This window comes from Streptomyces sp. NPDC048696 (assembly GCF_043198895.1).
Taxonomy (GTDB): domain Bacteria; phylum Actinomycetota; class Actinomycetes; order Streptomycetales; family Streptomycetaceae; genus Streptomyces.
Map to the genome: position 1 here is coordinate 1 of NZ_JBICVJ010000022.1, position 22,239 is coordinate 22,239.

Annotated in this window: 21 protein-coding genes; 15 read left to right on the plus strand and 6 right to left on the minus strand. The window is 72.2% G+C overall.

Annotated elements, in window-relative coordinates; translation table 11 throughout:
• The 4 genes from ACGFRG_RS32445 to ACGFRG_RS32460 form a co-directional block, all read left to right on the plus strand.
• On the plus strand, window positions 1-511 hold a 511-nt coding region (locus ACGFRG_RS32445), incomplete at its 5' end, for a biotin/lipoyl-containing protein (protein ID WP_393269753.1).
• A 96-nt stretch (window positions 512-607) separates the two neighbouring features.
• A complete protein-coding gene (locus ACGFRG_RS32450; RefSeq protein WP_393269756.1) occupies window positions 608-2,206 on the plus strand; it encodes a hypothetical protein in 1,599 nt (532 codons plus the stop codon).
• Window positions 2,199-3,218: a hypothetical protein gene (locus ACGFRG_RS32455; protein ID WP_393269759.1), complete on the plus strand. Its 1,020-nt coding sequence runs from the start codon at window positions 2,199-2,201 to the stop codon at window positions 3,216-3,218. Before ACGFRG_RS32450 ends, ACGFRG_RS32455 begins: the two co-directional genes overlap by 8 nt.
• A gap of 41 nt (window positions 3,219-3,259) precedes the next feature.
• Window positions 3,260-3,805 carry a helix-turn-helix domain-containing protein gene (locus tag ACGFRG_RS32460; RefSeq protein ID WP_361429789.1) on the plus strand — a complete coding sequence of 182 codons (546 nt, stop codon included), beginning with the start codon at window positions 3,260-3,262 and terminating at the stop codon, window positions 3,803-3,805.
• Window positions 3,806-3,870: 65 nt separating this feature from the next.
• Here ACGFRG_RS32460 and ACGFRG_RS32465 read toward each other — a convergent pair whose 3' ends face one another.
• Together ACGFRG_RS32465 and ACGFRG_RS32470 are read right to left on the minus strand one after the other, a co-directional pair.
• Window positions 3,871-4,827 (minus strand): DeoR/GlpR family DNA-binding transcription regulator, encoded by a 957-nt coding sequence (locus ACGFRG_RS32465; RefSeq protein ID WP_393269761.1) that lies wholly within the window; start codon window positions 4,825-4,827, stop codon window positions 3,871-3,873.
• 143 nt (window positions 4,828-4,970) lie between these two features.
• Complete coding sequence (locus ACGFRG_RS32470; RefSeq protein WP_361429761.1) at window positions 4,971-6,410, minus strand: NAD(P)H-quinone dehydrogenase; 1,440 nt, start codon at window positions 6,408-6,410, stop codon at window positions 4,971-4,973.
• Window positions 6,411-6,562: 152 nt separating this feature from the next.
• Between ACGFRG_RS32470 and ACGFRG_RS32475 the strand changes: the two genes are divergently transcribed.
• From ACGFRG_RS32475 to ACGFRG_RS32490, 4 genes are all read left to right on the plus strand, one after another.
• Entirely contained in the window at window positions 6,563-7,000 is a 438-nt protein-coding gene (locus ACGFRG_RS32475; RefSeq protein WP_361429759.1) for a gamma-glutamylcyclotransferase, read from the plus strand.
• A 270-nt stretch (window positions 7,001-7,270) separates the two neighbouring features.
• Window positions 7,271-8,095, plus strand: coding sequence for a purine-nucleoside phosphorylase (locus ACGFRG_RS32480; protein ID WP_361429757.1), 825 nt, complete (start codon window positions 7,271-7,273; stop codon window positions 8,093-8,095).
• A 29-nt stretch (window positions 8,096-8,124) separates the two neighbouring features.
• Entirely contained in the window at window positions 8,125-9,765 is a 1,641-nt protein-coding gene (locus ACGFRG_RS32485) for a phospho-sugar mutase (protein WP_361429755.1), read from the plus strand.
• A gap of 124 nt (window positions 9,766-9,889) precedes the next feature.
• Entirely contained in the window at window positions 9,890-11,119 is a 1,230-nt protein-coding gene (locus ACGFRG_RS32490; RefSeq protein WP_393269767.1) for a mannosyltransferase family protein, read from the plus strand.
• 178 nt (window positions 11,120-11,297) lie between these two features.
• On the opposite strand, the gene ACGFRG_RS32495 is transcribed toward ACGFRG_RS32490, so the two are convergent.
• Both ACGFRG_RS32495 and ACGFRG_RS32500 read right to left on the minus strand, forming a co-directional pair.
• The gene (locus ACGFRG_RS32495) at window positions 11,298-11,933 is read right to left on the minus strand and encodes a PH domain-containing protein (RefSeq protein ID WP_361429751.1); all 636 of its coding nucleotides are present in this window, start codon (window positions 11,931-11,933) and stop codon (window positions 11,298-11,300) included.
• 130 nt (window positions 11,934-12,063) lie between these two features.
• A complete protein-coding gene (locus ACGFRG_RS32500; RefSeq protein WP_393269771.1) occupies window positions 12,064-13,272 on the minus strand; it encodes a hypothetical protein in 1,209 nt (402 codons plus the stop codon).
• Between the two features lie 260 nt (window positions 13,273-13,532).
• Between ACGFRG_RS32500 and deoC the strand changes: the two genes are divergently transcribed.
• The 3 genes from deoC to ACGFRG_RS32515 are packed head-to-tail and all read left to right on the plus strand — an operon-like array spanning window position 13,533 to window position 16,832.
• The gene (gene deoC, locus ACGFRG_RS32505; protein WP_361429747.1) at window positions 13,533-14,495 is read left to right on the plus strand and encodes a deoxyribose-phosphate aldolase; all 963 of its coding nucleotides are present in this window, start codon (window positions 13,533-13,535) and stop codon (window positions 14,493-14,495) included.
• A gap of 5 nt (window positions 14,496-14,500) precedes the next feature.
• Window positions 14,501-15,940 carry an aldehyde dehydrogenase family protein gene (locus ACGFRG_RS32510; RefSeq protein WP_361429745.1) on the plus strand — a complete coding sequence of 480 codons (1,440 nt, stop codon included), beginning with the start codon at window positions 14,501-14,503 and terminating at the stop codon, window positions 15,938-15,940.
• Entirely contained in the window at window positions 15,933-16,832 is a 900-nt protein-coding gene (locus tag ACGFRG_RS32515; protein WP_361429743.1) for an aldehyde dehydrogenase family protein, read from the plus strand. The genes ACGFRG_RS32510 and ACGFRG_RS32515 overlap by 8 nt, the downstream gene beginning before the upstream one ends.
• A 31-nt stretch (window positions 16,833-16,863) precedes the next feature.
• On the opposite strand, the gene ACGFRG_RS32520 is transcribed toward ACGFRG_RS32515, so the two are convergent.
• Window positions 16,864-17,277, minus strand: a complete 414-nt coding sequence (locus ACGFRG_RS32520; RefSeq protein ID WP_361429741.1) for a hypothetical protein — start codon at window positions 17,275-17,277, stop codon at window positions 16,864-16,866.
• Window positions 17,278-17,330: 53 nt separating this feature from the next.
• On the opposite strand from ACGFRG_RS32520, the gene ACGFRG_RS32525 reads away from it, so the two are divergent.
• Complete coding sequence (locus ACGFRG_RS32525; RefSeq protein ID WP_361429739.1) at window positions 17,331-18,032, plus strand: uridine kinase; 702 nt, start codon at window positions 17,331-17,333, stop codon at window positions 18,030-18,032.
• Window positions 18,033-18,205: 173 nt separating this feature from the next.
• On the opposite strand, the gene ACGFRG_RS32530 is transcribed toward ACGFRG_RS32525, so the two are convergent.
• Entirely contained in the window at window positions 18,206-18,955 is a 750-nt protein-coding gene (locus ACGFRG_RS32530; RefSeq protein ID WP_361429737.1) for a SigE family RNA polymerase sigma factor, read from the minus strand.
• Between the two features lie 284 nt (window positions 18,956-19,239).
• Here ACGFRG_RS32530 and afsQ1 point away from each other — a divergent pair, with 284 nt between their 5' ends.
• The 3 genes from afsQ1 to ACGFRG_RS32545 are packed head-to-tail and all read left to right on the plus strand — an operon-like array spanning window position 19,240 to window position 22,082.
• The gene (afsQ1, locus tag ACGFRG_RS32535) at window positions 19,240-19,917 is read left to right on the plus strand and encodes a two-component system response regulator AfsQ1 (RefSeq protein ID WP_188276234.1); all 678 of its coding nucleotides are present in this window, start codon (window positions 19,240-19,242) and stop codon (window positions 19,915-19,917) included.
• A 39-nt stretch (window positions 19,918-19,956) separates the two neighbouring features.
• The gene (locus ACGFRG_RS32540) at window positions 19,957-21,447 is read left to right on the plus strand and encodes a HAMP domain-containing sensor histidine kinase (RefSeq protein ID WP_361429735.1); all 1,491 of its coding nucleotides are present in this window, start codon (window positions 19,957-19,959) and stop codon (window positions 21,445-21,447) included.
• Window positions 21,444-22,082 carry a hypothetical protein gene (locus ACGFRG_RS32545; RefSeq protein ID WP_361429734.1) on the plus strand — a complete coding sequence of 213 codons (639 nt, stop codon included), beginning with the start codon at window positions 21,444-21,446 and terminating at the stop codon, window positions 22,080-22,082. The genes ACGFRG_RS32540 and ACGFRG_RS32545 overlap by 4 nt, the downstream gene beginning before the upstream one ends.
• Window positions 22,083-22,239 lie beyond the last annotated feature (157 nt).

Sequence of the window (22,239 nt, forward strand, 5' to 3'; positions counted from 1 at the left end):
CATCCCCTTCCACCGCGCCGTCGTCACCGACCCCGCCTTCACCAGCGACCCCTTCACCATCCACACCCGCTGGATCGAGACCGAATTCGTCAACGAGATCAAGCCCTTCGCCGCCCCGGCCGACGCCGAGGCGGACGAGGAGGCCGGTCGCGAGACGGTCGTGGTCGAGGTCGGCGGCAAGCGCCTTGAGGTCTCGCTGCCCTCGTCGCTCGGCATGTCCCTGGCCCGTACCGGCCTCGCCGCCGGTGCCAAGCCCAAGCGCCGCGCCACCAAGAAGGCGGGCTCCGCCGTCTCCGGTGACACGCTGGCGTCGCCGATGCAGGGCACGATCGTCAAGGTCGCCGTCGAGGAGGGCCAGGAGGTCAAGGAAGGCGACCTCATCGTCGTCCTCGAAGCCATGAAGATGGAGCAGCCGCTCAACGCCCACCGCTCCGGCACCGTCAAGGGCCTGTCGGCCGAGGTCGGCGCGTCGGTCACGTCGGGTGCGACGATCTGCGAGATCAAGGACTGAGCTCCCGCGACTCCCGTACGGAGTTGACCAGTTGAGGCCCCCGCCGGTTCTTCCGAGCGGGGGTCTCGGCGTTCCGCGCGGCGGTACGCTGCGGCGGTGCCCGACCAAAACATCGATGCCACACGGCAGTTGATGGCCGGTGTCCATCTCGACGCCCGCTTCCGGGACGCGGTCATCGACGAGCTGTACGAGCATCCGGAGCGCGTCGCCGCCCCCGCCTACGACTTCGACGCGGTCCCCGTCCTCCTCGAAGCCCTACGCGCCCGCCGCACGGCCCGCCTCTGGGCGCTCCCGGTGGCGCTCCTGTGGATCGCCGGTTTCGTCCTGCTCGGCCGGCTCTTCGCGGTGTACGCGGTGGGGGCCTTGGCGCTGCTCGGCGCGGCCCGGGTGCTGGGCGACCGGGCGGCGCCGCTGCCCACGGCCGTGGTCGCCCGCCGCCCGCCGCCGACGCGCCGGGCGCGGATCTGGGGCGGGGTCCTGCGCGGCTTCGGCCGAGTGGCGCTCGTGCTGTACGCGATCCCGGTGGTGGGCTCCGTCTGGGTGGGCGATCCGGGTGCGTGGGGCGTGCCGCCCGTCGTGGTGGCGTTCCCCCTGGCCGTGCTGATGACGCTGATGACAGCGGGCCACCGGGCCTCGGTCGTGGAGCGGTTGACCGACGTCCAGTCGTCGCCCCGGCCGCGCCCGCCCGGCGCCTCTCCCACCCGGCTGGACCGGGCGCTGGGGCGGATCCCGCGTGAACAGCACTCGCGGCTCGTGGTGCACCCGCCGGGCGCCCCCTTCGTCGGGTCGGGCACGTCCCTGACCGCGGAATGCGTCACGGTCCGGCTGCGGCCGACCAACCGCCTCGACTTGGAGCGCTTCCTCGGGAACACCCTCCTGGACCGCGTCAAGGGCGCCGTCGAAGGCGTGCGCGGCCTGGCCCAACAGGTCGACCACTGCCTGTTCCTGGCGGACGACGATCTGCCGCACCCCGGCCCGGCGCACCTGCCTCTCGACCTGGACCGGCTCCTCGACAGCGCACTCGGGCGACCGGGCTCCGGCCCGGGCACCGAGATGCTGCGGATCGTCTGCCGGGGCCCCCGCTCCCAGCTGACCACCGTCTTCGTACGCCTCCGTCTCGACGCCCCGTACTTCAGTGTCGAGCTGCACACCCGCGTACTCCCGCCGGTGCGGGCCGACTTCGCGGCGGCGGGGCGGCGGAGCGGGTGGCACCCCGTCGGCCACCCGTTCCTGCCGCTCTCCCTGAACAAGTCGCTCTCCCTGGCGATCCTGCGCACGCCCTCGGCCGGTGCGGGCGTGCTCGCCGAGCCGGCCGCGTGGCCGGTGCGGCGGCTGCGGGCGGCGGCGCGCCTCGACGTGCTCCCAGCCACCGGTCCGGGCGTCTCGATCCGCGAACTCGCCGCCGAGCGGCGGCTGACGGAGCCGGAGCTCCTGGACTCCCGGCGGATCGCCGGGACCGTACGGCAGCTGGTGCTCGACACCGTACGGGAGACGCTGACCTCCGCCGGACTGTCGTCGCCCGGCCAGCACGAGCACGAGTCGTACGACATCCACGGCGGCATCCAGCTCGGCAGCATGACCGGCGGCGCCGTCGCGACCGGCTTCACCACCCGCTCGACCCGCCCGCTCGGCCACACCTCCCCCGGCCCCACCACCAACCCCGACGACGACTCCTGGGACCACGACCTTGGGTGACATCGCCAAGGGGGTGCTCGGCGGGGCCTGGACGCTGCTGGTGGGGTGGATACTGCCGACCGCCCTGAACCTCGGCGTCTTCGCGCTGGCGGTGGCGCCGAGCCTGCGCCGGACCGCCGTGGCCCGGCGGCTGTGGCCGGGCAGCGCGCCCGGCGCCATGCTGGTGCTGCTGACGGCCGCGCTCCTGTGCGGCCTGGTCCTGAGCGCGCTGCAGAACCTCCTCTACCGGTTCCTTGAGGGGTACGTGCTGTGGCCCGCGCGGGCGTACGAGGCGGGGTGCCGACGGGCGCGGGCCGCGCAGGGCGCGCTCGCCGACCGGCTGCTGCTGCTCGGCCTGGAGCGGCGCAGGCGGGACGGCACCGTACTGGCACCGCTCGCGGCCGCCGATCTCGTACGCGTGAGCACCGATCCACGGCTCGCTCGGGCCATGGGCAAGGACCGGCGGCGCACCTCCGCGCAGCGGGCGCTGCTCCAGGAGCGCCTGAGCCGGTTCCCGGTGGACTCCGCGCAGATCGCCCCGACCCGGCTCGGCAACGCGATCCGCCGCTTCGAGGAGTACGGGCACGACCGGTACCGGCTCGACACCCAGCTGCTGTGGAACGAGCTGACCGGGGCGGGGCCCGAGAGGCTGTGCCGTCAGGTCGAACTGGCCCGCACCAGCGTCGACTTCTTCGTCGCCCTGCTCACCGGGCACACGGCGGTCGCCCTGGTCGCGCTCGCCACGCTGCCCGCCGCCTCGGCGGACGTACCGCTGCTGCTGACGGCGGCGGTGGCGCTCGGCGTGCTGGTGCCGCTCTGGTACCGGGCGGCGGTGACCGCGACCGACGAGTGGGCGGCGTCGGTGCGCGCGCTGGTCAACGCGGGCCGCAAACCGCTCGCCGACGCGCTCGGCCTGGTGCTGCCCAAGGAGCTCGCCGAGGAGCGGAAGATGTGGACGATGGTGTCGCGCCTGTCCCGCATCCCGTTCCACGAGCGGGCCTCGGCCCTGGACCGGTACCGGGCGGCCCCGTGAGCGCGGCGTTCGGGCATCCTTGGAGCATGACGACGAGGCCCATGCGTGCCGACGCGCGGCGCAACTACGAGCGGCTCCTCGGCGTGGCCAGGACCGCGTTCGCGGAGCACGGGACGGACGCCTCGCTGGAGGACGTGGCCAAGCGCGCGGGCGTCGGGATCGGCACCCTGTACCGGCACTTCCCGAACCGGCACGCGCTGATGTGCGCGATCTTCCAGAGCGAGGTCGACGTACTCCTCACGCGCTCACGGGAGTTGCTGGACGCGGAGCAGCCGTGCACGGCGCTCGTGGAGTGGCTGCGCGCCATCATCACTCATACAGGTGAGTACCGAGGGGTCGCCCGCGCCCTCATGTCGGCCTCGCACGACGACAGTTCGGCCCTCGCACAGTGCAGCGTGCCGATGCGCGAGGCGGGCAGCGCGCTGCTCGTACGGGCCCAGCTGGCCGGGACCGTACGAGTCGATGTGACCATCGGCGATCTGATGCAGCTCACCAATGCCATCGCGCTGGCGGCCGAACAGGCCCCGGACGACCCGGAGTTGGCCGACCGCCTGCTCGCACTGACCCTGCGGGGCCTGAAGCCGTGACGGCCACGGCGGGCGCGGTGCGCCCCGAGCCGGAGCGCACGCGTCCGCACGTGGCCGAATAGCCACTAGCGGCGCCGCAGGTCGGCCACTCTCGCCCGGTCGCCGGGGCCCTGCTGGTCACCGAGCGCTGCCGCGCTGCGTAGCTGGGGTCCGGCACCCGGCACATGGCTGCGGCGCTGGCCGGGAAGCGGCACGTCCCGGCGGGGCTGGCGCCCCGGCGGGACGCCCTCGCTGCCCGAGCCCGTCCCGGCCACCGCGATCTGCACGCCCTGATCGGCCAGGGCCTGCAGTTCGGTGCCGGCCCGGTCGTCGTGACCGGGGGGCTCGTCGGTGACCAGGCGGGTGATCACGTCCGTCGGCACCGTCTGGAACATGGTGTCGGTGCCGAGCTTGGTGTGATCGGCCAGGACCACGACCTCGGCCGCGGCCTGGACGAGCGCGCGGTCGACGCTCGCGGAGAGCATGTTGGACGTCGAAAGGCCGCGCTCGGCGGTGAGCCCGCTCCCCGAGAGGAAGGCGCGGGAGACCCGCAGCCCCTGGAGCGACTGCTCGGCCCCGCTGCCCACCAGGGCGTAGTTGGAGCCGCGCAGGGTGCCGCCGGTCATGACGACCTCCACCCGGTTGGCATGGGCCAACGCCTGGGCCACCAGCAGGGAGTTGGTGACGACGGTCAGGCCGGGGACCCGGGCGAGCCGGCGGGCCAGCTCCTGCGTGGTCGTCCCCGCGCCGACCACGATGGCCTCGCCCTCTTCGACAAGACTTGCGGCGAGGTCGGCGATGGCCGTCTTCTCCGCGGTCGCGAGATGGGATTTCTGCGGAAAGCCGGACTCTCGCGTGAATCCGCCCGGCAGTACCGCACCGCCGTGCCGGCGGTCGAGGAGTCCTTCGGCCTCCAGTGCCCGCACGTCTCGCCGTACGGTCACTTCGGAGGTCTGGACGACGCGGGCGAGCTCCCGGAGCGATACCGCTCCGTTGGCGCGCACCATTTCGAGGATCAATTGGCGACGTTCTGCAGCGAACACGAAACTGACAGTAACCTGAGCGGCCGATTGTTTTCAGCAGTTTGCGCCGAATAACAGAAGGTGTGCACAGAGGTGTCCACGAAGTGGTATAGGCGCCCCCTCGGGCGCCTTGTCCCGCGCCGCCGCGCTCCGGCGCGCCTCTGTTACGCCTCGCCCGCCTTCTTGCGCGTGTGCAGCTGACGCGCGACCTCGGCGATCGAACCCGAGAGCGACGGGTAGACCGTGAACGCGTTCGCGATCTGCTCCACCGTGAGGTTGTTGTCGACCGCGAGCGAGATCGGGTGGATCAGCTCCGAGGCGCGCGGCGAGACGACCACGCCGCCGACCACGATCCCGGTGCCCGGGCGGCAGAAGATCTTGACGAAGCCGTCGCGGATGCCCTGCATCTTGGCGCGCGGGTTGCGCAGCAGCGGCAGCTTGACGACCCGGGCGTCGATCTTGCCGGCGTCGACGTCGGCCTGGGTGTAGCCGACGGTGGCGATCTCGGGGTCGGTGAAGACGTTCGAGGAGACCGTCTTGAGGTTCAGCGGGGCCACCGCGTCGCCCAGGAAGTGGTACATCGCGATCCGGCCCTGCATGGCCGCGACCGAGGCGAGCGCGAAGATGCCGGTGACGTCACCGGCCGCGTACACACCGGGCGAGGACGTGCGGGAGACCTTGTCGGTCCAGATGTGGCCGGACTCCAGGAGCTTGACCCCGGACTCCTCCAGGTTCATCCCGGCGGTGTTCGGGATCGCGCCGACCGCCATCAGGCAGTGCGTACCGCTGATGACCCGGCCGTCGGAGAGCGTGACCTCGACCCGGTCGCCGACGCGCTTGGCGGACTGGGCGCGGGAGCGGGCCATGACGTTCATGCCCCGGCGGCGGAACACGTCCTCCAGGACCGCGGCCGCGTCCGGGTCCTCGCCCGGCAGCACCCGGTCGCGCGACGAGACGAGGGTGACCTTGGAGCCGAGCGCCTGGTAGGCACCGGCGAACTCGGCGCCGGTCACACCGGAGCCGACCACGATCAGCTCTTCGGGCAGCTCGTCCAGGTCGTACACCTGGGTCCAGTTGAGGATCCGCTCGCCGTCCGGCAGGGCGTCGGGGATCTCGCGCGGGTGGCCGCCGGTGGCGATCAGGACCGCGTCGGCGGTGAGGATCTCCTCGCTGCCGTCGGCGGCGGTGACGATGACGTCACGGGTGCCGTCGATGCCCTGGGGTCCGCCGAGCTTGCCGCGGCCGCGCAGCACGCGTGCGCCCGCACGCGTGACGGACGCGGTGATGTCGTGGGACTGCGCCAGCGCGAGGCGCTTGACGCGTCGGTTGACCTTGCCGAGGTCGACGCCGACGACACGGGCCGACTGCTCGTTCGGCGGGGTGTCGTCGGCGACCAGGATGCCCAACTCCTCGTACGAAGAGTCGAAGGTGGTCATCACCTCGGCCGTCGCGATCAGAGTCTTCGACGGCACGCAGTCGGTGAGCACCGACGCCCCGCCCAGACCGTCGCAGTCGACGACGGTCACCTCCGCGCCGAGCTGGGCGCCCACCAGGGCCGCCTCGTATCCGCCGGGTCCGCCACCGATGATCACGATCCGGGTCACGAAATGTTCCGCCTCGCATTGTGGAAATGCAGTACGTAGCTCATTGTCCCGCACGCTTCAAGATGCTTCGTCCCCGGGGCGCCATCCGGCTGTCACACCCGTGTGCCATTCTCGCGCGAGCACCCGTGGGCCGCTGTCGTACCCTCGACACCATGTCGCTCTACGCCGCGTACGCCGGCAACATGGATCCGCGGCTGATGACGCGCCGCGCCCCGCACTCCCCGCTGCGCGGCACCGGCTGGCTCAACGGCTGGCGGCTGACCTTCGGCGGGGAGCAGATGGGCTGGGAGGGCGCCCTCGCCACGATCGTGGAGGCGCCGCGCTCCCAGGTCTTCGTCGCGCTGTACGACATCGCGTCGCTCGACGAGGACTCGATGGACCGCTGGGAGGGCGTCGGCCTCGACATCTACCGCCGCATGCGGGTACGGGTGGACACGCTGGACGGGGAGGAGCCGGCGTGGATCTACGTACTCAACGCGTACGAGGGCGGCCTGCCGTCCGCGCGCTACCTGGGCGAACTGGCCGACGCGGCGGAGTCGGCCGGGGCCCCTCATGACTACGTCATGGAGTTGCGCAAGCGCCCGTGCTGAACCTCTGCGGGCCGGTGGGGGCTGGTCGCGCAGTTCCCCGCGCCCCTGGGGGTTGGGCTCGCCGGGGTTGCGGGGATCGCCCCGCAGGGGCGCATGTAGGGGCGCGGGGAACTGCGCGACCAGCCCCCACCGCGCCGCAGACGAACCAGCAACCCACGACCACGCCGCACCCGCAGGTCCGCGCTGTCGTCGGAAACGACAAGACAACGATCCCACCCTTGTGCGCCAGTCATCTACGCGCGTAGGAATCCAGCGGTTACCCTCGTCGTCGTGAACGCATCTGTTATTCCGGACAACATCCAGGGCGACCCCCACGCCGCCGCCGACGCCGCCGCCGCGCGCCTTCGCGAGCTGACCGGCGCCGAGACCCACGACGTCGCCCTCGTGATGGGCTCCGGCTGGGCGCCGGCCGTCGACGCGCTCGGTGAGCCCGAGGCCGAGTTCCCCGTCACCGAGCTGCCCGGCTTCCCGCCGCCGGCCGTCGAGGGCCACGGCGGCAAGGTCCGCTCGTACAAGATCGGCGAGAAGCGCGCGCTGGTCTTCCTGGGCCGTACGCACTTCTACGAGAAGCGTGACGTCACCGCCGTCTCGCACGGTGTGCGCACCGCCGTCGCCGCGGGCTGCAAGACCGTCGTGCTCACCAACGGCTGCGGCGGTCTGCGCGCGGGCATGCGCCCGGGCCAGCCGGTCCTGATCAGCGACCACCTCAACCTCACGGCCGCGTCCCCGATCATCGGCGCCAACTTCGTGGACCTGACCGACCTGTACTCGCCGCGGCTGCGCGCGCTGTGCAAGGAGGTCGACCCGACCCTCGAAGAGGGCGTGTACGTCCAGTTCCCCGGCCCGCACTACGAGACCCCGGCCGAGATCAACATGGTCCGCGTGCTCGGCGGCGACCTCGTCGGCATGTCGACCGTCCTGGAGGCCATCGCCGCCCGTGAGGCCGGCGCCGAGGTGCTCGGCATCTCGCTGGTCACCAACCTGGCCGCAGGCCTGACCGGTGAGCCCCTCAACCACGAAGAGGTGCTCCAGGCCGGCCGTGACTCGGCGGCGCGCATGGGCTCGCTGCTGACCCGGGTACTCGACCGCATCTGACCCCGATCCGTACCGGAAGGGATTTCGACGTGACGCAGGACCTGATCGCGCGGGCCAAGGCCTGGCTGGCCGAGGACCCGGACGGCGAGACGCGCGAGGAGCTGGCGAAGCTCATCGACGGCGAGGACCTGACGGAGCTGGCCGCGCGCTTCGCGGGCACGCTCCAGTTCGGCACGGCCGGGCTCCGCGGCGAGCTGGGCGCCGGCCCGATGCGGATGAACCGCTCGGTCGTCATCCGCGCCGCCGCCGGCCTCGCCGCGTATCTGAAGGCGAAGGGCCAGGGCGACGGCCTGGTCGTCGTCGGCTACGACGCGCGCTACAAGTCCGCGGACTTCGCGCGCGACACGGCCGCCGTGATGACCGGCGCGGGCCTCAAGGCCGTGGTGCTGCCGCGCCCGCTGCCCACGCCCGTGCTCGCGTACGCGATAAGGCACCTGGGCGCCGTCGCGGGCGTCGAGGTGACCGCGAGCCACAACCCGCCGCGCGACAACGGCTACAAGGTCTACCTCGGCGACGGCTCGCAGATCGTGCCGCCCGCCGACGCGGAGATCGCCGCCGAGATCGACGCGGTCGCCTCGCTGCACGACGTCCCGCGCCCCGAGGACGGCTGGGAGACGCTGGGCGAGGAGGTCCTGGAGGCCTATCTGGCGCGTACGGACGCGGTGTTGACCCCCGGGTCCCCGCGCACCGCGCGCGTCGTCTACACGGCCATGCACGGCGTCGGCAAGGACGTCCTGACGGCGGCCTTCGCCCGCGCGGGCTTCCCGGCGCCGGCGCTGGTGGCCGAACAGGCCGAGCCCGACCCGGCGTTCCCGACGGTCGCGTTCCCCAACCCGGAGGAGCCGGGCGCGATGGACCTCGCCTTCGAGGCCGCGCGCGCCGTCGTCCCGGACATCGTCATCGCCAACGACCCGGACGCGGACCGCTGCGCGGTCGCCGTGCCGGACGCGTCGGTGGAGGGCGGCTGGCGGATGCTGCGCGGCGACGAGGTCGGCTCGCTGCTCGCCGCCCACCTCGTCGCCAAGGGCGTCTCGGGCGTGTTCGCCGAGTCGATCGTGTCGTCCTCGCTGCTCGGCCGGATCGCCGAGGCGGCCGGTCTGGGCTACGAGGAGACCCTGACCGGGTTCAAGTGGATCGCCCGCGTCGACGGCCTGCGCTACGGGTACGAGGAGGCGCTGGGCTACTGCGTCGACCCCGAGGGCGTCCGCGACAAGGACGGCATCACCGCCGCCCTGCTCGTCGCCGAGCTCGCGTCCGTCCTCAAGGAGCAGGGGCGTACGCTCCTGGACCTCCTCGACGACCTGGCCGTGGAGCACGGGCTGCACGCCACCGACCAGCTGTCGGTGCGCGTCGAGGACCTGACGGTCATCTCCGACGCGATGCGGCGGCTGCGCGAGAAGGCGCCGACCTCGCTCGCGGGCCTCGCGGTCACCAGGGCCGAGGACCTGACCGAGGGCACCGAGGAGCTGCCGCCGACCGACGGTCTGCGGTACTACCTCGAAGGCGCCCGCGTGATCGTCCGCCCCAGCGGCACCGAGCCCAAGCTCAAGTGCTACCTGGAGGTCGTGGTCCCGGTCGGCTCCGCCGACAGGCTGCCCGAGGCACGCGACAAGGCGGCGGTCCTGCTCGCCGGGATCAAGAAGGACCTGGCGGCGGCCGCGGGCATCTGAACGTCCTGCGGAGTCCGCCCGTACGAGTGAATCCCGTACGGCGCCCGACGCAGCTCCCGGCTCTTTCCGGATCATCCGAGAAAGGGTGGGCCGGTACCGTCCGCCGAGCCCAGGAGCAGCCGCAGTGCCCCCGATCGCCGCACCGGCGGCCCGTACGCGCACGCGTGCGGGCCGCCCTCCCGTCCCCGCCGCCCGCCGCCACCAGGCCCCGGGCGGCGGGGACGGTTTCCGTTCGCCGCCGGCCCGGTTGGGCGACGCGCTCGCCCGGGCCGCGCCCGCGCTGCTCGGCTATCTCGCGGTACGGCTGCTCGGCCTCGCGGTCCTGGCCAAGTGGGCGCACCTCAAGGGCCACGGCGTGTGGACGACGCTGGCCACCTCCTGGGACTCGCACTGGTACCTGGGCATCGCCGACCACGGCTACGACCACGTACTCGGGACCCAGCTCAACCACAACAACCTGGCGTTCTTCCCGCTCTACCCGGTCGTGGTCAAGGTGTGCGCGGCCGTCGCGCCCGGCTCTCGCGCGAGCGTCGGTCTTGTGGTCGCGGTGGTCTGTTCGGGAGCCGCCGCGTGGGGCGTGTTCGCGGTCGGCGACCGCCTTTACGGGCGGCGCGCCGCGACCGTGCTCGCGGTCCTGTGGGGCGCGCTGCCGGTGGCCGTGGTGCAGTGGATGGGCTACACCGAATCGCTCTTCACGGCGCTGGCCGCCTGGTCCCTGTACTGCGTCCTGACCGGCCGCTGGGCGGCCGCCGGGACGCTGGCCGCGCTGGCGGGCCTCACCCGGCCTACGGGGATCGCGGTGGCGGCGGCGGTGTCGCTGGCTGCCCTGGCGACGCTGTGGCGCTCGGGCTTCGCCCGCCGACCGCTCGCCGCGGCCCTGCTGGCCCCGCTGGGCTGGTTCGGATACGTGGCCTGGGTCGGGGCCCGGCTCGGCCGCTGGGACGGCTACTTCGCGGTCCAGAAGCTGTGGGGCAACCAGTGGGACGGCGGCGCCGACACCCTGCGCGAACTGCGCACGCTCCTGGTGTACGACCGCTCCCCCGCGCTCTTCCTGGTGGTGGTCTCGCTGGTGCTGATCCTGGCGGGCGTGCTGTTCCTGCTCTGCCTCGCCGACCGCCAGCCACTGGTACTGCTGATCTTCACGGGCATGCTGCTGGTGGTGGTCCTGGGCAGCGGCGGCGTCTACTTCCCCCGAGCCCGCTTCCTCATCCCCGGCTTCCCCCTGCTGCTCCCCCTGGCCCTCGCCCTGTCGAGAGCAAGACGCCACGTGGCGGTACTCCTGACGGTGGCAGCGGCCCTGTCCTCGGCCTGGCTGGGCGCGTACATGCTGCTGGTGTGGCCGGGCCCACCGTGATGTTCCGGGGCGCCGGGCCGCGCCCGACGGCGGGGGCGCGCCGGGATGCCTTCAGGGGCGCGGGGAACCGCGCGAGCAACCCAGCACGGTCCGCGGACACGAGACGGCCCGATAAGGGGCGCGGGGAACCGCGCGACCAGCCCCCACCGGCCCGCAGACGAAAGCGCACCTCCCGGGGTCAGCCAACGGCAAGCAGCACAACAAGAAGCACCGCGCCGGCGAGAGCAGGCGCAATGATCTCGTAAGCCCACCGCACCCCCACCGCACCCTGCGCCCCCTCACGCCCGCCATTGCGCTCAGCAAGCTCCCGAAGCTCACGGATGGTCCGATCCGCAGGGGCGAGCCGGGACTTCTCGTCATCGGCCCGCGTCGCGGTGGACGTACGCCCGTACGGATCGTTCGCCGCGTCCCGAACCTGCGCCCGGGCCGCCCGCTTCCGCTGCCGCAGCGAAACAGGAATGGACCAGAGCTGGTACTTGCGACCGCTCTGGTCGAAGACCTCGCTGGAGTACCCGGACCGCACGTCCGCGACGGCCGCCCAGGGCAGCGTGATCGTACGGAACGGGTTGCGGATCCGCAGCCGGTCGTCGTTGGCGTACACGGCCGGGCGCAGGGTGAACGCGAAGACCAGCGGGACCAGGCAGATCACCCCCGCCAGCGCGAGCCACGGCGCACTGCCGTGGCCGCGCACGATCGCGTCCCCGGCGAGCCACAGCCCGAGCCCGAGCAGCAGCACACCGGCGGCGATACCGCCGGATGACCGGTACACGCGGTCGGCGTAGGTGGGCTCGGCGGGCGGCGTGGGGCTCGTCATGGGGCCGATTGTGCACTACGTGTTCGAGCTCGGCCGAGAGAGGGCGCGAACGCGCCCGGCCGACCGTCCCGGAGCACGCACACGGGGGTGCCGCCACGAGCGTGGCAGCACCCCCGATGGGTGACGGACGTCAGCCGCGGGCACCCGCCCGGCGGCGCAGCGCGACGAAGCCGAGCCCGGCCGCGCCGGCCGACGCGAGGCCCGCGCCGCTCGCGACGAGCACGGTGTGGCCGTCCTTGCCGCCGTCCTCGACCTCGGCACCGGCCGCGACGGCACCCTTGGGAACGATCTGGACGCCGGTGGCGCCGGTCTGGGCGGCGGGGGCCGGGGCGGGCGTGCCCGTGCCGGTCTTGGCCGTGCTGTCCGTGCCCGTGCCGTCGGTGCTCTGGCCGCCGTGGCTCACCCAGGACGCCGTGAGCTCGCCGTAGGAGTCCAGGATCACCCGGACGCGGTCGCCGTTGGCGAGCTTGTAGACCATCTGGTGCGTTGTCGCCTGGCGGTGACCGGCCCGCAGCACGCCGAGCTGGTCGCCGTCCTTCTCCAGGATGTGGGCCGTGTAGTACACGGTCTTGCCCTCGCCGTGGGCGTAGACCTTGCCCTTCAGGCCGCCGAGGAGCAGCTGGGTGCGGATCAGCCGGCCGTCGTCGTTGCTCTCGCCCTGGCCGTCGCTGCCCCAGTCCCGCACGGAGGTGACGTCGCCGTCGGAGGTGAGGGTCACCTGGACTCCGGCGAAGACCTGCACGTCCTTCGTCCCGTAGCCGCCGCCCGCCTTGAGCTCGCCGAGCTCCTTGGCGCCCTTGAGGACGGTCGCCGTGTAGTAACGGTGCTGGTCGCCGCGGTGGTAGACCTGTGCGGTCAGGCCGTCCTTGAGCGCGACCGTACGGACGGGCTTCGCCGGGTCCTGGCCGTCGTAGACCCGCTGCGGGAAGGCGACCCGGGTGTTGATGCTGCCCTTGCCCGAGACGACCAGCTGCGGCACGTCGCCGCCGCGCTCCAGGTAGAGGCTGATGCCGTCGACCACGGCGCTCAGCTTCGTCCGGTCCAGCTCCGCCACGACCTTGACCATGTAGTCGTCGCCGGGCTTCCAGTTCGGGCCCACGGCGCGGATCCACGCCTCGGGGCCGCCGTCGCTGCTGTGGTTGCGGAGCACGGCCACGTACCCCTTGCCGATGTAGACGGGCGTGCCGGAGTAGCGGTCGTTCTTGGCGGCGGGCGCGTCCGAGGAGGCCGCCTTCGAGACGGACGGCGCGGCGAGCGCGGTGGTCGCGGCGACGACCGGGGTGAGGGCGACACCGGCGACGACTGCGGTGGCGAGGGCGGTGCGAAGGGCGTGACGCATGACGACTCCCATGGAGACAAGTGGTGTGAGTGGGAAGAGCCGCATGCCGCTGTGTTCTCGTCCGAGTGGGGCGGTTGAGGTTTCGGCGGGCTGCATCAATGAATTTAGTGATCTTGTTCTCCGGAGCTGTCCGCTCCCTGTCACGACGCCGTGACAGGGAGCGGAGGCACGCCTTCCAAAGAGACCGGAGGCATGGGTTCCAAAGGGCCCCTGGTCAGCGGGGCTGTACAGGACGCTACGCGCGTAGATATGCTCATCTGGTGACCATGCCCACCAATGCACCTGCAGCTGCCCTCGCCGACGCGACCGCGTCGGACGCGGCTCTGCGCCGCTTCCTCCACGGGCTCCCCGGCATCGATCCGGTGGGCCTGGAAGCGCGCGCCGCGTCCCTCGGCACCCGTTCGATCAAGACGACGGCCAAGGCGTACGCCATCGACCTGGCCATCTCGATGATCGACCTGACGACGCTCGAAGGCGCGGACACCCCGGGCAAGGTCCGGGCGCTCGCCGCCAAGGCCGTCCACCCCGACCCGCTGGACCGCACCACCCCGGCCACCGCCGCCGTCTGTGTCTACCCCGACATGGTGGCCACCGCCAAGGAGACCCTGAAGGGCTCGACCGTGAAGGTCGCGTCCGTCGCCACCGCCTTCCCGGCTGGCCGCGCCGCCCTCCCGGTGAAGCTCGCGGACGTCCGCGACGCCGTGGCCGCCGGGGCCGACGAGATCGACATGGTGATCGACCGGGGCGCGTTCCTGGCCGGTCACTACCTCAAGGTGTACGAGGAGATCGCGGCCGTGAAGGCCGAGTGCGGCGTCAAGGCCCGTCTCAAGGTCATCTTCGAGACCGGCGAGCTCTCCACGTACGACAACATCCGCCGCGCCTCCTGGCTCGGCATGATGGGCGGGGCCGACTTCATCAAGACGTCGACCGGCAAGGTCGCGGTGAACGCGACGCCCGCCAACACCCTGGTCCTGCTTGAGGCCGTGCGCGACTACCGCGCCCAGACCGGTGTCCAGGTCGGCGTGAAGCCCGCCGGCGGCATCCGCTCGACCAAGGACGCCATCAAGTTCCTGGTCCTGGTCAACGAGACCGTGGGCGAGGACTGGTTGGACAACCACTGGTTCCGCTTCGGCGCCTCCTCGCTGCTCAACGACCTGCTGATGCAGCGTCAGAAGCTGGCGACCGGCCGCTACTCCGGCCCCGACTACGTGACGGTGGACTGATCACCATGGCATCTTCTGTATTCGAGTACGCGCCCGCCCCCGAGTCGCGCTCGGTCGTCGACATCGCGCCCTCGTACGGCCTGTTCATCGACGGCGAGTTCGTCGACGCGGCCGACGGCAAGGTCTTCAAGACCGTCTCGCCGAGCTCCGAGGAAGTCCTCTCCGAGGTCGCCCAGGCGGGCGAGGCGGACGTGGACCGGGCCGTGAAGGCCGCCCGCAAGGCGTTCGAGAAGTGGTCGGCGCTGCCCGGCTCCGAGCGCGCCAAGTACCTGTTCCGTATCGCCCGGATCATCCAGGAGCGCTCGCGCGAGCTGGCCGTCCTGGAGACCCTGGACAACGGCAAGCCGATCAAGGAGACCCGCGACGCGGACCTCCCGCTGGTCGCCGCGCACTTCTTCTACTACGCGGGCTGGGCCGACAAGCTCGACCACGCCGGTTACGGGCCGAACCCGAAGCCGCTCGGCGTCGCGGGCCAGGTCATCCCGTGGAACTTCCCGCTCCTGATGCTGGCGTGGAAGATCGCCCCGGCGCTCGCGACCGGCAACACGGTCGTCCTCAAGCCCGCCGAGACGACCCCGCTGACCGCCCTGTTCTTCGCGGACATCTGCCGCCAGGCGGGTCTGCCCAAGGGTGTCGTCAACATCCTCACCGGGTACGGCGACGCGGGCGCGGCCCTCGTCGAGCACCCGGACGTCAACAAGGTCGCCTTCACCGGCTCGACCGCCGTCGGCAAGGCGATCGCCCGGTCGATCGCGGGCACCGACAAGAAGGTCACCCTTGAGCTGGGCGGCAAGGGCGCCAACATCGTCTTCGACGACGCCCCGATCGACCAGGCCGTCGAGGGCATCGTCAACGGCATCTTCTTCAACCAGGGCCAGGTCTGCTGCGCGGGCTCGCGCCTGCTGGTCCAGGAGTCGATCCAGGACGAACTGCTCGACGCCCTCAAGCGCCGTCTGTCCACGCTGCGCCTCGGCGACCCGCTGGACAAGAACACCGACATCGGCGCCATCAACTCGGCCGAGCAGCTGGCCCGTATCACCGCGCTCGCCGAGACCGGCGAGGCCGAGGGCGCCGAGCGCTGGTCCCCGGCGTGCGAACTGCCGGAGAACGGCTACTGGTTCGCGCCGACGCTCTTCACGAACGTGACGCAGGCGCACACCATCGCCCGCGACGAGATCTTCGGCCCGGTCCTGTCGGTGCTGTCGTTCCGTACGCCGGACGAGGCCGTCGCGAAGGCCAACAACAGCCAGTACGGCCTGTCGGCGGGCATCTGGACCGAGAAGGGCTCCCGCATCCTCGCGGTCGCGGGCAAGCTCCGGGCCGGTGTCGTCTGGGCCAACACGTTCAACAAGTTCGACCCGACCTCGCCGTTCGGCGGCTACAAGGAGTCGGGCTTCGGCCGCGAGGGCGGCCGGCACGGTCTGGAGGGCTACCTCGATGTCTGAGTCTTCGTCTGCGACGCGTCTGAGTGTCTTCAAGACCTACAAGCTGTACGTGGGCGGGAAGTTCCCGCGTTCCGAGAGCGGCCGGGTGTACGAGGTGATCGACTCCAAGGGCAACTGGCTGGCGAACGCCCCGCTGTCCTCCCGCAAGGACGCCCGTGACGCGGTCGTCGCCGCGCGCAAGGCGTTCGGCGGCTGGTCGGGCGCGACCGCGTACAACCGCGGTCAGGTCCTGTACCGCGTCGCGGAGATGCTGGAGGGCCGCCGCGAGCAGTTCGTGCGCGAGGTGGGCGAGGCCGAGGGCCTGTCCAAGTCGAAGGCCGCCGCGGTCGTCGACGCCGCGATCGACCGCTGGGTCTGGTACGCGGGGTGGACCGACAAGATCGGCCAGATCGTGGGCGGGGCGAACCCGGTCGCGGGGCCGTACTTCAACCTGTCCACGCCCGAGCCGACCGGCGTCGTGACCGTCGTCGCGCCCCAGGAGTCGTCGTTCCTCGGCCTGGTGTCGGTGATCGCCCCGGTGATCGCCACCGGCAACACGGCCGTCGTGATCGCCAGCGAGAAGTCCCCGCTTCCGGCGCTGTCCCTCGGCGAGGTGCTGGCCACGTCCGACGTCCCGGGCGGTGTGGTCAACATCCTTTCGGGCCGGACCGCGGAGCTGGCGGTGCCGCTGGCCTCGCACCAGGATGTGAACGCGCTGGATCTGGCCGGGGCGGACGCCGCTCTCGCGCGGGATCTTGAGATCGCCGCGGCGGACAATCTGAAGCGGGTGCTTCGGCCTGCCGCCGTGGACTGGTCGGCGGACCAGGGGACGGGGCGGATGACCGCGTTCCTGGAGACGAAGACCGTGTGGCACCCGACGGGGTCGCTGGGCGCGTCTGGCTCCGCGTACTAGGTCGGCCACGCACGAGAACCCTGCCCCGGGCTCAGCCCGGGAGCAGTCGTGAAGCGGCGCCCAGGACCGGTAGGTCCTTCAGGGCGCCGCTTTCGTGCAGGGGGGCCGTGGCGATCGCCGTGGAGATCGGCTTGAAGTCGGCGACCTGGGTGCCCACCGCGTTGTCCAGCGGGTCCACCGAGGTCTTGGCGAACGGGTTGAGGCTGAGCGTCTTCGCCGGGGCGAGCCCGTTCGTCACGCCCGCCGACAGGTCGCCCATCACGGAGCGTGTCGGCCCGTCCTGCGCGGCCGGGCCGGCGGCCGGGAGGCCCACCGGTCCCGGTCCCGGGACCGCCTCGGCCAGCGCGGCCGCGCCCACGAGAGCCGCTCCGGCCATCGTCACGGTGAGCCCGGCGCGCAGCAGTACGCGGCCCCGGCCGGCCCCTCCGGTGTGATTTCGTGCCATGGTCGTCCACTCTCCTCCGTATCGGTGCGAGCACGCAGCGTAGTTGAGGTGTGATGCTCGATACCAACGGGCTCCCCGAGGGGTCCACCTCCCGGGTGGATGCCTCAGACTGGTGTCCCGTGACCGCACACGCCATCCCGACCCGCGTCGTTCTGCTCGCCGGCCCCTCCGGTTCCGGAAAGTCGTCCCTCGCCGCCCGCACGGGCCTGCCCGTCCTGCGCCTCGACGACTTCTACAAGGAGGGCGACGACCCGACCCTGCCGCGTGTGCCCGGATCCACGGACATCGACTGGGACTCCCCGCTCTCCTGGGACGCCGACGCGGCCGTGGCGGCCGTCGTCGAGCTGTGCGGTACGGGGCGGACGGCGGTGCCCGAGTACGACATCGCCACCAGCTCGCGGACCGGGACGAGCCTGTTCGCCATCGACCGCACCCCGCTGTTCGTCGCCGAGGGGATCTTCGCGGCCGACATCGTGGCCCGCTGCCGTGAGCTCGGCGTCCTGGCCGACGCGCTCTGTCTGCGCGGGCGCCCCTCGACCACGTTCCGCCGCCGCCTCGCCCGCGACCTCAAGGAGGGGCGCAAGTCGGTGCCGTTCCTGTTGCGGCGCGGCTGGCGGCTGATGCGCGCCGAACGCGGCATCGTGGCGCGGCAGTCGGCGCTGGGCGCGTACGCGTGCGGCAAGGAGGAGGCACTGGGCCGCCTCGCCGCGGCGGCCGCGGGGCGGTGTGCGGCCGCGCCCAGGGCGCGGGTCTGAGCTCGTCAGCCCCCCGTAACAACACGAAAAGCGGGACCGTGGCCCCCCGGCCCCCGGTCCCGCTTTCCCGTTTCCCCCGTACCCGTACGCCCGACGTATCCCCCGAAGACGCCGGCCCCCGTACGTTCCCCCTGATCCCCGCACTCCGGTGGCTGCCACCACCGGCCAGACCTTCAGGCCACCAGCTCGCCGAAGGACTCTTCCTCGTCACGGCCGAAGGCGAGGACCTCGTCCTCGCGCAGCCGGCGGAGCGACCGCCAGATGCTCGACTTCACCGTGCCGACACTGATGTCGAGTATGTCCGCGATCTCCGGGTCGGTGCGGCCCTCGTAGTACCGCAGGACCAGCATCGTGCGCTGGAGTTCGGGCAGCCGCGCCAGCGCCTGCCACAGGACCGCGCGCAGCTCCGTGCCGCGCATCGCGTCCGTGTCGCCCGCCGTCTCCGGCAGCTCCTCGGTCGGGTACTCGTTCAGCTTGCGGCGGCGCCACGCGCTGATGTGCAGATTCGTCATGGTGCGGCGGAGGTAACCCCCGACCGCGGCCTTGTCGCTGATCCGGTCCCAGGCCCGGTAGGTCGAGAACAGCGCGCTCTGCAGCAGGTCCTCGGCCTCGTACCGGTCGCCGGTCAGGTGGTAGGCGGTGGCGTACAGGGAGGCCCGGCGCTCCTGCACATAGGCCGTGAACTCGGCCTCGGAGGCGGAACGCTCCCCCGTGGTCTCCCCGTACGCCGCATCCCCGCCGGTCGCCACGCCGCGCAGCGGCGTGACGGGCACCGTGTCGAGCACCGTCATGTACGTCTGGTGCTGACGCCCGGTGCCGCGAGCGCACCCCCGTCCGCTCACGGCACCGGACTTCTCGCTCCGCACGACGTCGTGGAGACGCGTGACAACTGCGCTTGAGGTGGTGCTGTGCAGTGCGTTCATCTCGCGCCCCCCGTCGGTGGAGTCTTGTTTCGGTCGGTACGAGGAAGACTCTGCCCGGCCAGTTTCATGGCGGTGTCTGTCGACTGTCACAGGCGCGTCACAGCGCGCGCCACAGCGGGCGGCGGGCGTCCTGCTGGGGGTCCGGGGGTCGCCCCCCGGATGGCAACAGCATGGCGGTGTCCGACGACTGTCACAGGCCTGTCACAGCGGTCTGTGAACGGCGTAGTACGAGCGATGTCCGGGGGAGGTCGAACTCCGGTCCCCCATGGGCCAGAATGACCTCCGTGCCTTTCCTGTTGCTGATCGAGGACGACGACGCCATCCGCACGGCGCTCGAACTCTCCCTGTCCCGCCAGGGCCACCGTGTGGCCACCGCGGCGACGGGAGAGGACGGCCTGAAGCTGCTCCGTGAGCAGCGGCCGGACCTTGTCGTGCTGGACGTGATGCTGCCCGGCATCGACGGCTTCGAGGTGTGCCGCCGTATCCGGCGCACCGACCAGCTGCCGATCATCCTGCTGACCGCGCGCAGCGACGACATCGACGTGGTGGTGGGCCTGGAGTCCGGCGCCGACGACTATGTGGTCAAGCCGGTCCAGGGCCGGGTGCTCGACGCCCGTATCCGCGCGGTACTGCGCCGGGGCGAGCGCGAGGCGACGGACTCGGCGACGTTCGGCAGTGTGGTGATCGACCGCGCCGCGATGACGGTCACCAAGAACGGCGAGGACCTGCAACTGACGCCCACCGAGCTGCGGTTGCTGCTCGAACTGAGCCGGCGGCCCGGTCAGGCGCTCTCCCGCCAGCAGCTGCTGCGCCTGGTCTGGGAGCACGACTACCTCGGCGACTCACGCCTGGTCGACGCGTGTGTGCAGCGGCTGCGCGCCAAGGTCGAGGACGTGCCCTCGTCCCCGACGCTGATCCGTACGGTGCGCGGGGTCGGCTACCGCCTCGACACCCCCTCGTAACCGCTCCCGGCCGACCCCAAGAAAGCAGCGTCTCGGAACGTGAAGAAGGCGATACTCGCCGGCCTCCGCTGGACCAGCCTGCGCCTGCGTCTGGTCGTCGTGTTCGCGCTCGTCGCGCTGACCGCCGCCGTCTCCGCGTCGGGGATCGCGTACTGGCTCAACCGCGAGGCCGTCCTGGTGCGTACGCAGGACGCGGCGCTCGGCGACTTCCGGCAGGAGATGCAGAACCGGGCGGCCTCGCTGCCGCTCCAGCCCACCGAGCACGACCTCCAGGTGACGGCCCAGCAGATGGCGGCGAGCAGCCGCTCCGGCTACCACGTCAGCTCCGGCTACCAGGTGCTCCTGGTGGACCAGCGCGACCCGGGCAAGCCGATCATCGGGGCGTCCGACGTGGACCGCTTCACGCTCGACGACGTACCGGCCTCGCTCCAGGAGGCGGTGGACAAGAAGCAGAAGGTCACCGACAGCAACGCGTATCCGTACCACCTGTTCTGGCAGCGCAGGACCCTGCGCGGCAAGCCGTACCTGGTGGGCGGCACGAAGATCATCGGGGGCGGCGCGACCGGCTACATGCTGGCCTCGCTCGACCAGGAGCGCCAGGACCTCAACTCGCTGGCCTGGTCGCTCGGCATCGCCACCGCCCTCGCGCTGCTCGGCTCCGCGCTGCTCGCGCAGGCCGCCGCGACGACCGTGCTGCGGCCGGTGCAGCGGCTCGGCGACGCGGCCCGCCAGCTCGGCGAGGGCAAGCTCGACACCAGGCTGCGGGTCTCGGGCACGGACGAACTGGCCGATCTGTCACGCACGTTCAACAAGACCGCCGAGAGCCTGGAGAAGAAGGTCAGCGACATGAGCGCGCGCGAGGAGGCGAGCCGCCGGTTCGTCGCCGACATGTCGCACGAGCTGCGTACGCCGCTGACCGCGCTCACCGCCGTCACGGAGGTCCTGGAGGACGAGGCGGACAGCCTCGACCCGATGATCGCGCCGGCCGTGCAGCTGGTCGTGTCGGAGACCCGGCGGCTCAACGTCCTGGTCGAGAACCTGATGGAGGTCACCCGCTTCGACGCCGGCACCGCCAGACTGGTCCTCGACAACGTCGACATCGCCGACCAGATCACCGCGTGCATCGACGCGCGCGCGTGGCTGGACGCGGTGGACCTGGACGCCGAACGCGGCATCATGGCGCGGCTCGACCCGCGCCGCCTGGACGTGATCCTGGCCAACCTCATCGGGAACGCGCTGAAGCACGGCGGCTCCCCGGTGCGGGTCTCGGTGCGGGTGGAGGGCGAGGAACTGGTGATCTCCGTACGGGACCACGGCCCGGGCATCCCCGAGGACGTGCTGCCGCACGTCTTCGACCGGTTCTACAAGGCGAGCGCGTCCCGGCCGCGCTCCGAGGGCAGCGGTCTGGGCCTCTCCATCGCCATGGAGAACGCCCACATCCACGGTGGCGACATCACCGCCGCGAACTCGCCCGAGGGCGGCGCGGTGTTCGTGCTGCGGCTGCCGCGCGGTGGGGGTGAGGAGGCGTGAGGAGACTGCTCAGACCGGCGCCGCCGTCCCGGCGCGCCCGGCTGCTCGGCGGGGCGCTCGCGCTGCTCGCGCTCGGCGGCGCCGCCACGGGCTGCGGCATCCGTCCCACGGCCGTTCCGGTGGACGCCGGGCCGGCCCCCTCCCGGGTCCCCTGCGAGCTCCCGGGCAACGCGGTGACGCCGCAGTTCGAGGGCGTGACCGTACGGGTCTATCTGGTCTGCGGGGCCCAGCTGGTCGCCGCCGAGCGGTCGGTGCGGATCCCGGAGGGCCGGGCCTCGGCGGACCGGCTGCGCTTCGCCGAGGCGCTGCTGGGCGAGCTGGAGGTCACCCCGGCCGGCGACGAGAAGGCCGCCGGGTACACGACGGACGTGCGGGGCCCGCTGACGGTCACCGGCGCGCGCAAGGGCGACCCGGCGGGCGCGCTGCGCCTGAGCCGCCGCCCCGAGGACCTGCCGGCCCTCGCGCTCTCGCAGATCGTGTGCACGTACGCGGAGAACACCCCGACGTCGTCGGGCACCCAGCAGGTGGTCCTGGGCGGCCCCGGTGAGGACCCCGCGCGCGGCTACGCCTGCACGGCGGAGATGAAGACCCGCCCGGACGCCTCCCCGACCCTGGGCGACGCGCTGCACACCTGAGCGGGGCGGGACGGAGTCCCGGGCCAGGGCTCGGCTCCGGCGGCCCCCAGCAGCCGCCGCGCCCCCTTCCAGGGATCGGAAAGGGGCTCCGGGAACGCCGTACCCCGGAACGCGGAACCGATCGCGCGACCCGGCGCGTCTTGGGGGGCGTGCAACA

Coding starts and splice junctions, on each gene's coding strand:
- ACGFRG_RS32460 (WP_361429789.1), top strand. CDS start 3,260: ATGCGTGCCGACGCGCGGCGCAACTACGAGCGGCTCCTCGGCGTGGCC.
- ACGFRG_RS32475 (WP_361429759.1), top strand. CDS start 6,563: ATGTCGCTCTACGCCGCGTACGCCGGCAACATGGATCCGCGGCTGATG.
- ACGFRG_RS32495 (WP_361429751.1), bottom strand. CDS start 11,933: ATGACGAGCCCCACGCCGCCCGCCGAGCCCACCTACGCCGACCGCGTG.
- ACGFRG_RS32500 (WP_393269771.1), bottom strand. CDS start 13,272: ATGCGTCACGCCCTTCGCACCGCCCTCGCCACCGCAGTCGTCGCCGGT.
- ACGFRG_RS32510 (WP_361429745.1), top strand. CDS start 14,501: ATGGCATCTTCTGTATTCGAGTACGCGCCCGCCCCCGAGTCGCGCTCG.
- ACGFRG_RS32515 (WP_361429743.1), top strand. CDS start 15,933: ATGTCTGAGTCTTCGTCTGCGACGCGTCTGAGTGTCTTCAAGACCTAC.
- ACGFRG_RS32520 (WP_361429741.1), bottom strand. CDS start 17,277: ATGGCACGAAATCACACCGGAGGGGCCGGCCGGGGCCGCGTACTGCTG.
- ACGFRG_RS32525 (WP_361429739.1), top strand. CDS start 17,331: ATGCTCGATACCAACGGGCTCCCCGAGGGGTCCACCTCCCGGGTGGAT.
- ACGFRG_RS32530 (WP_361429737.1), bottom strand. CDS start 18,955: ATGAACGCACTGCACAGCACCACCTCAAGCGCAGTTGTCACGCGTCTC.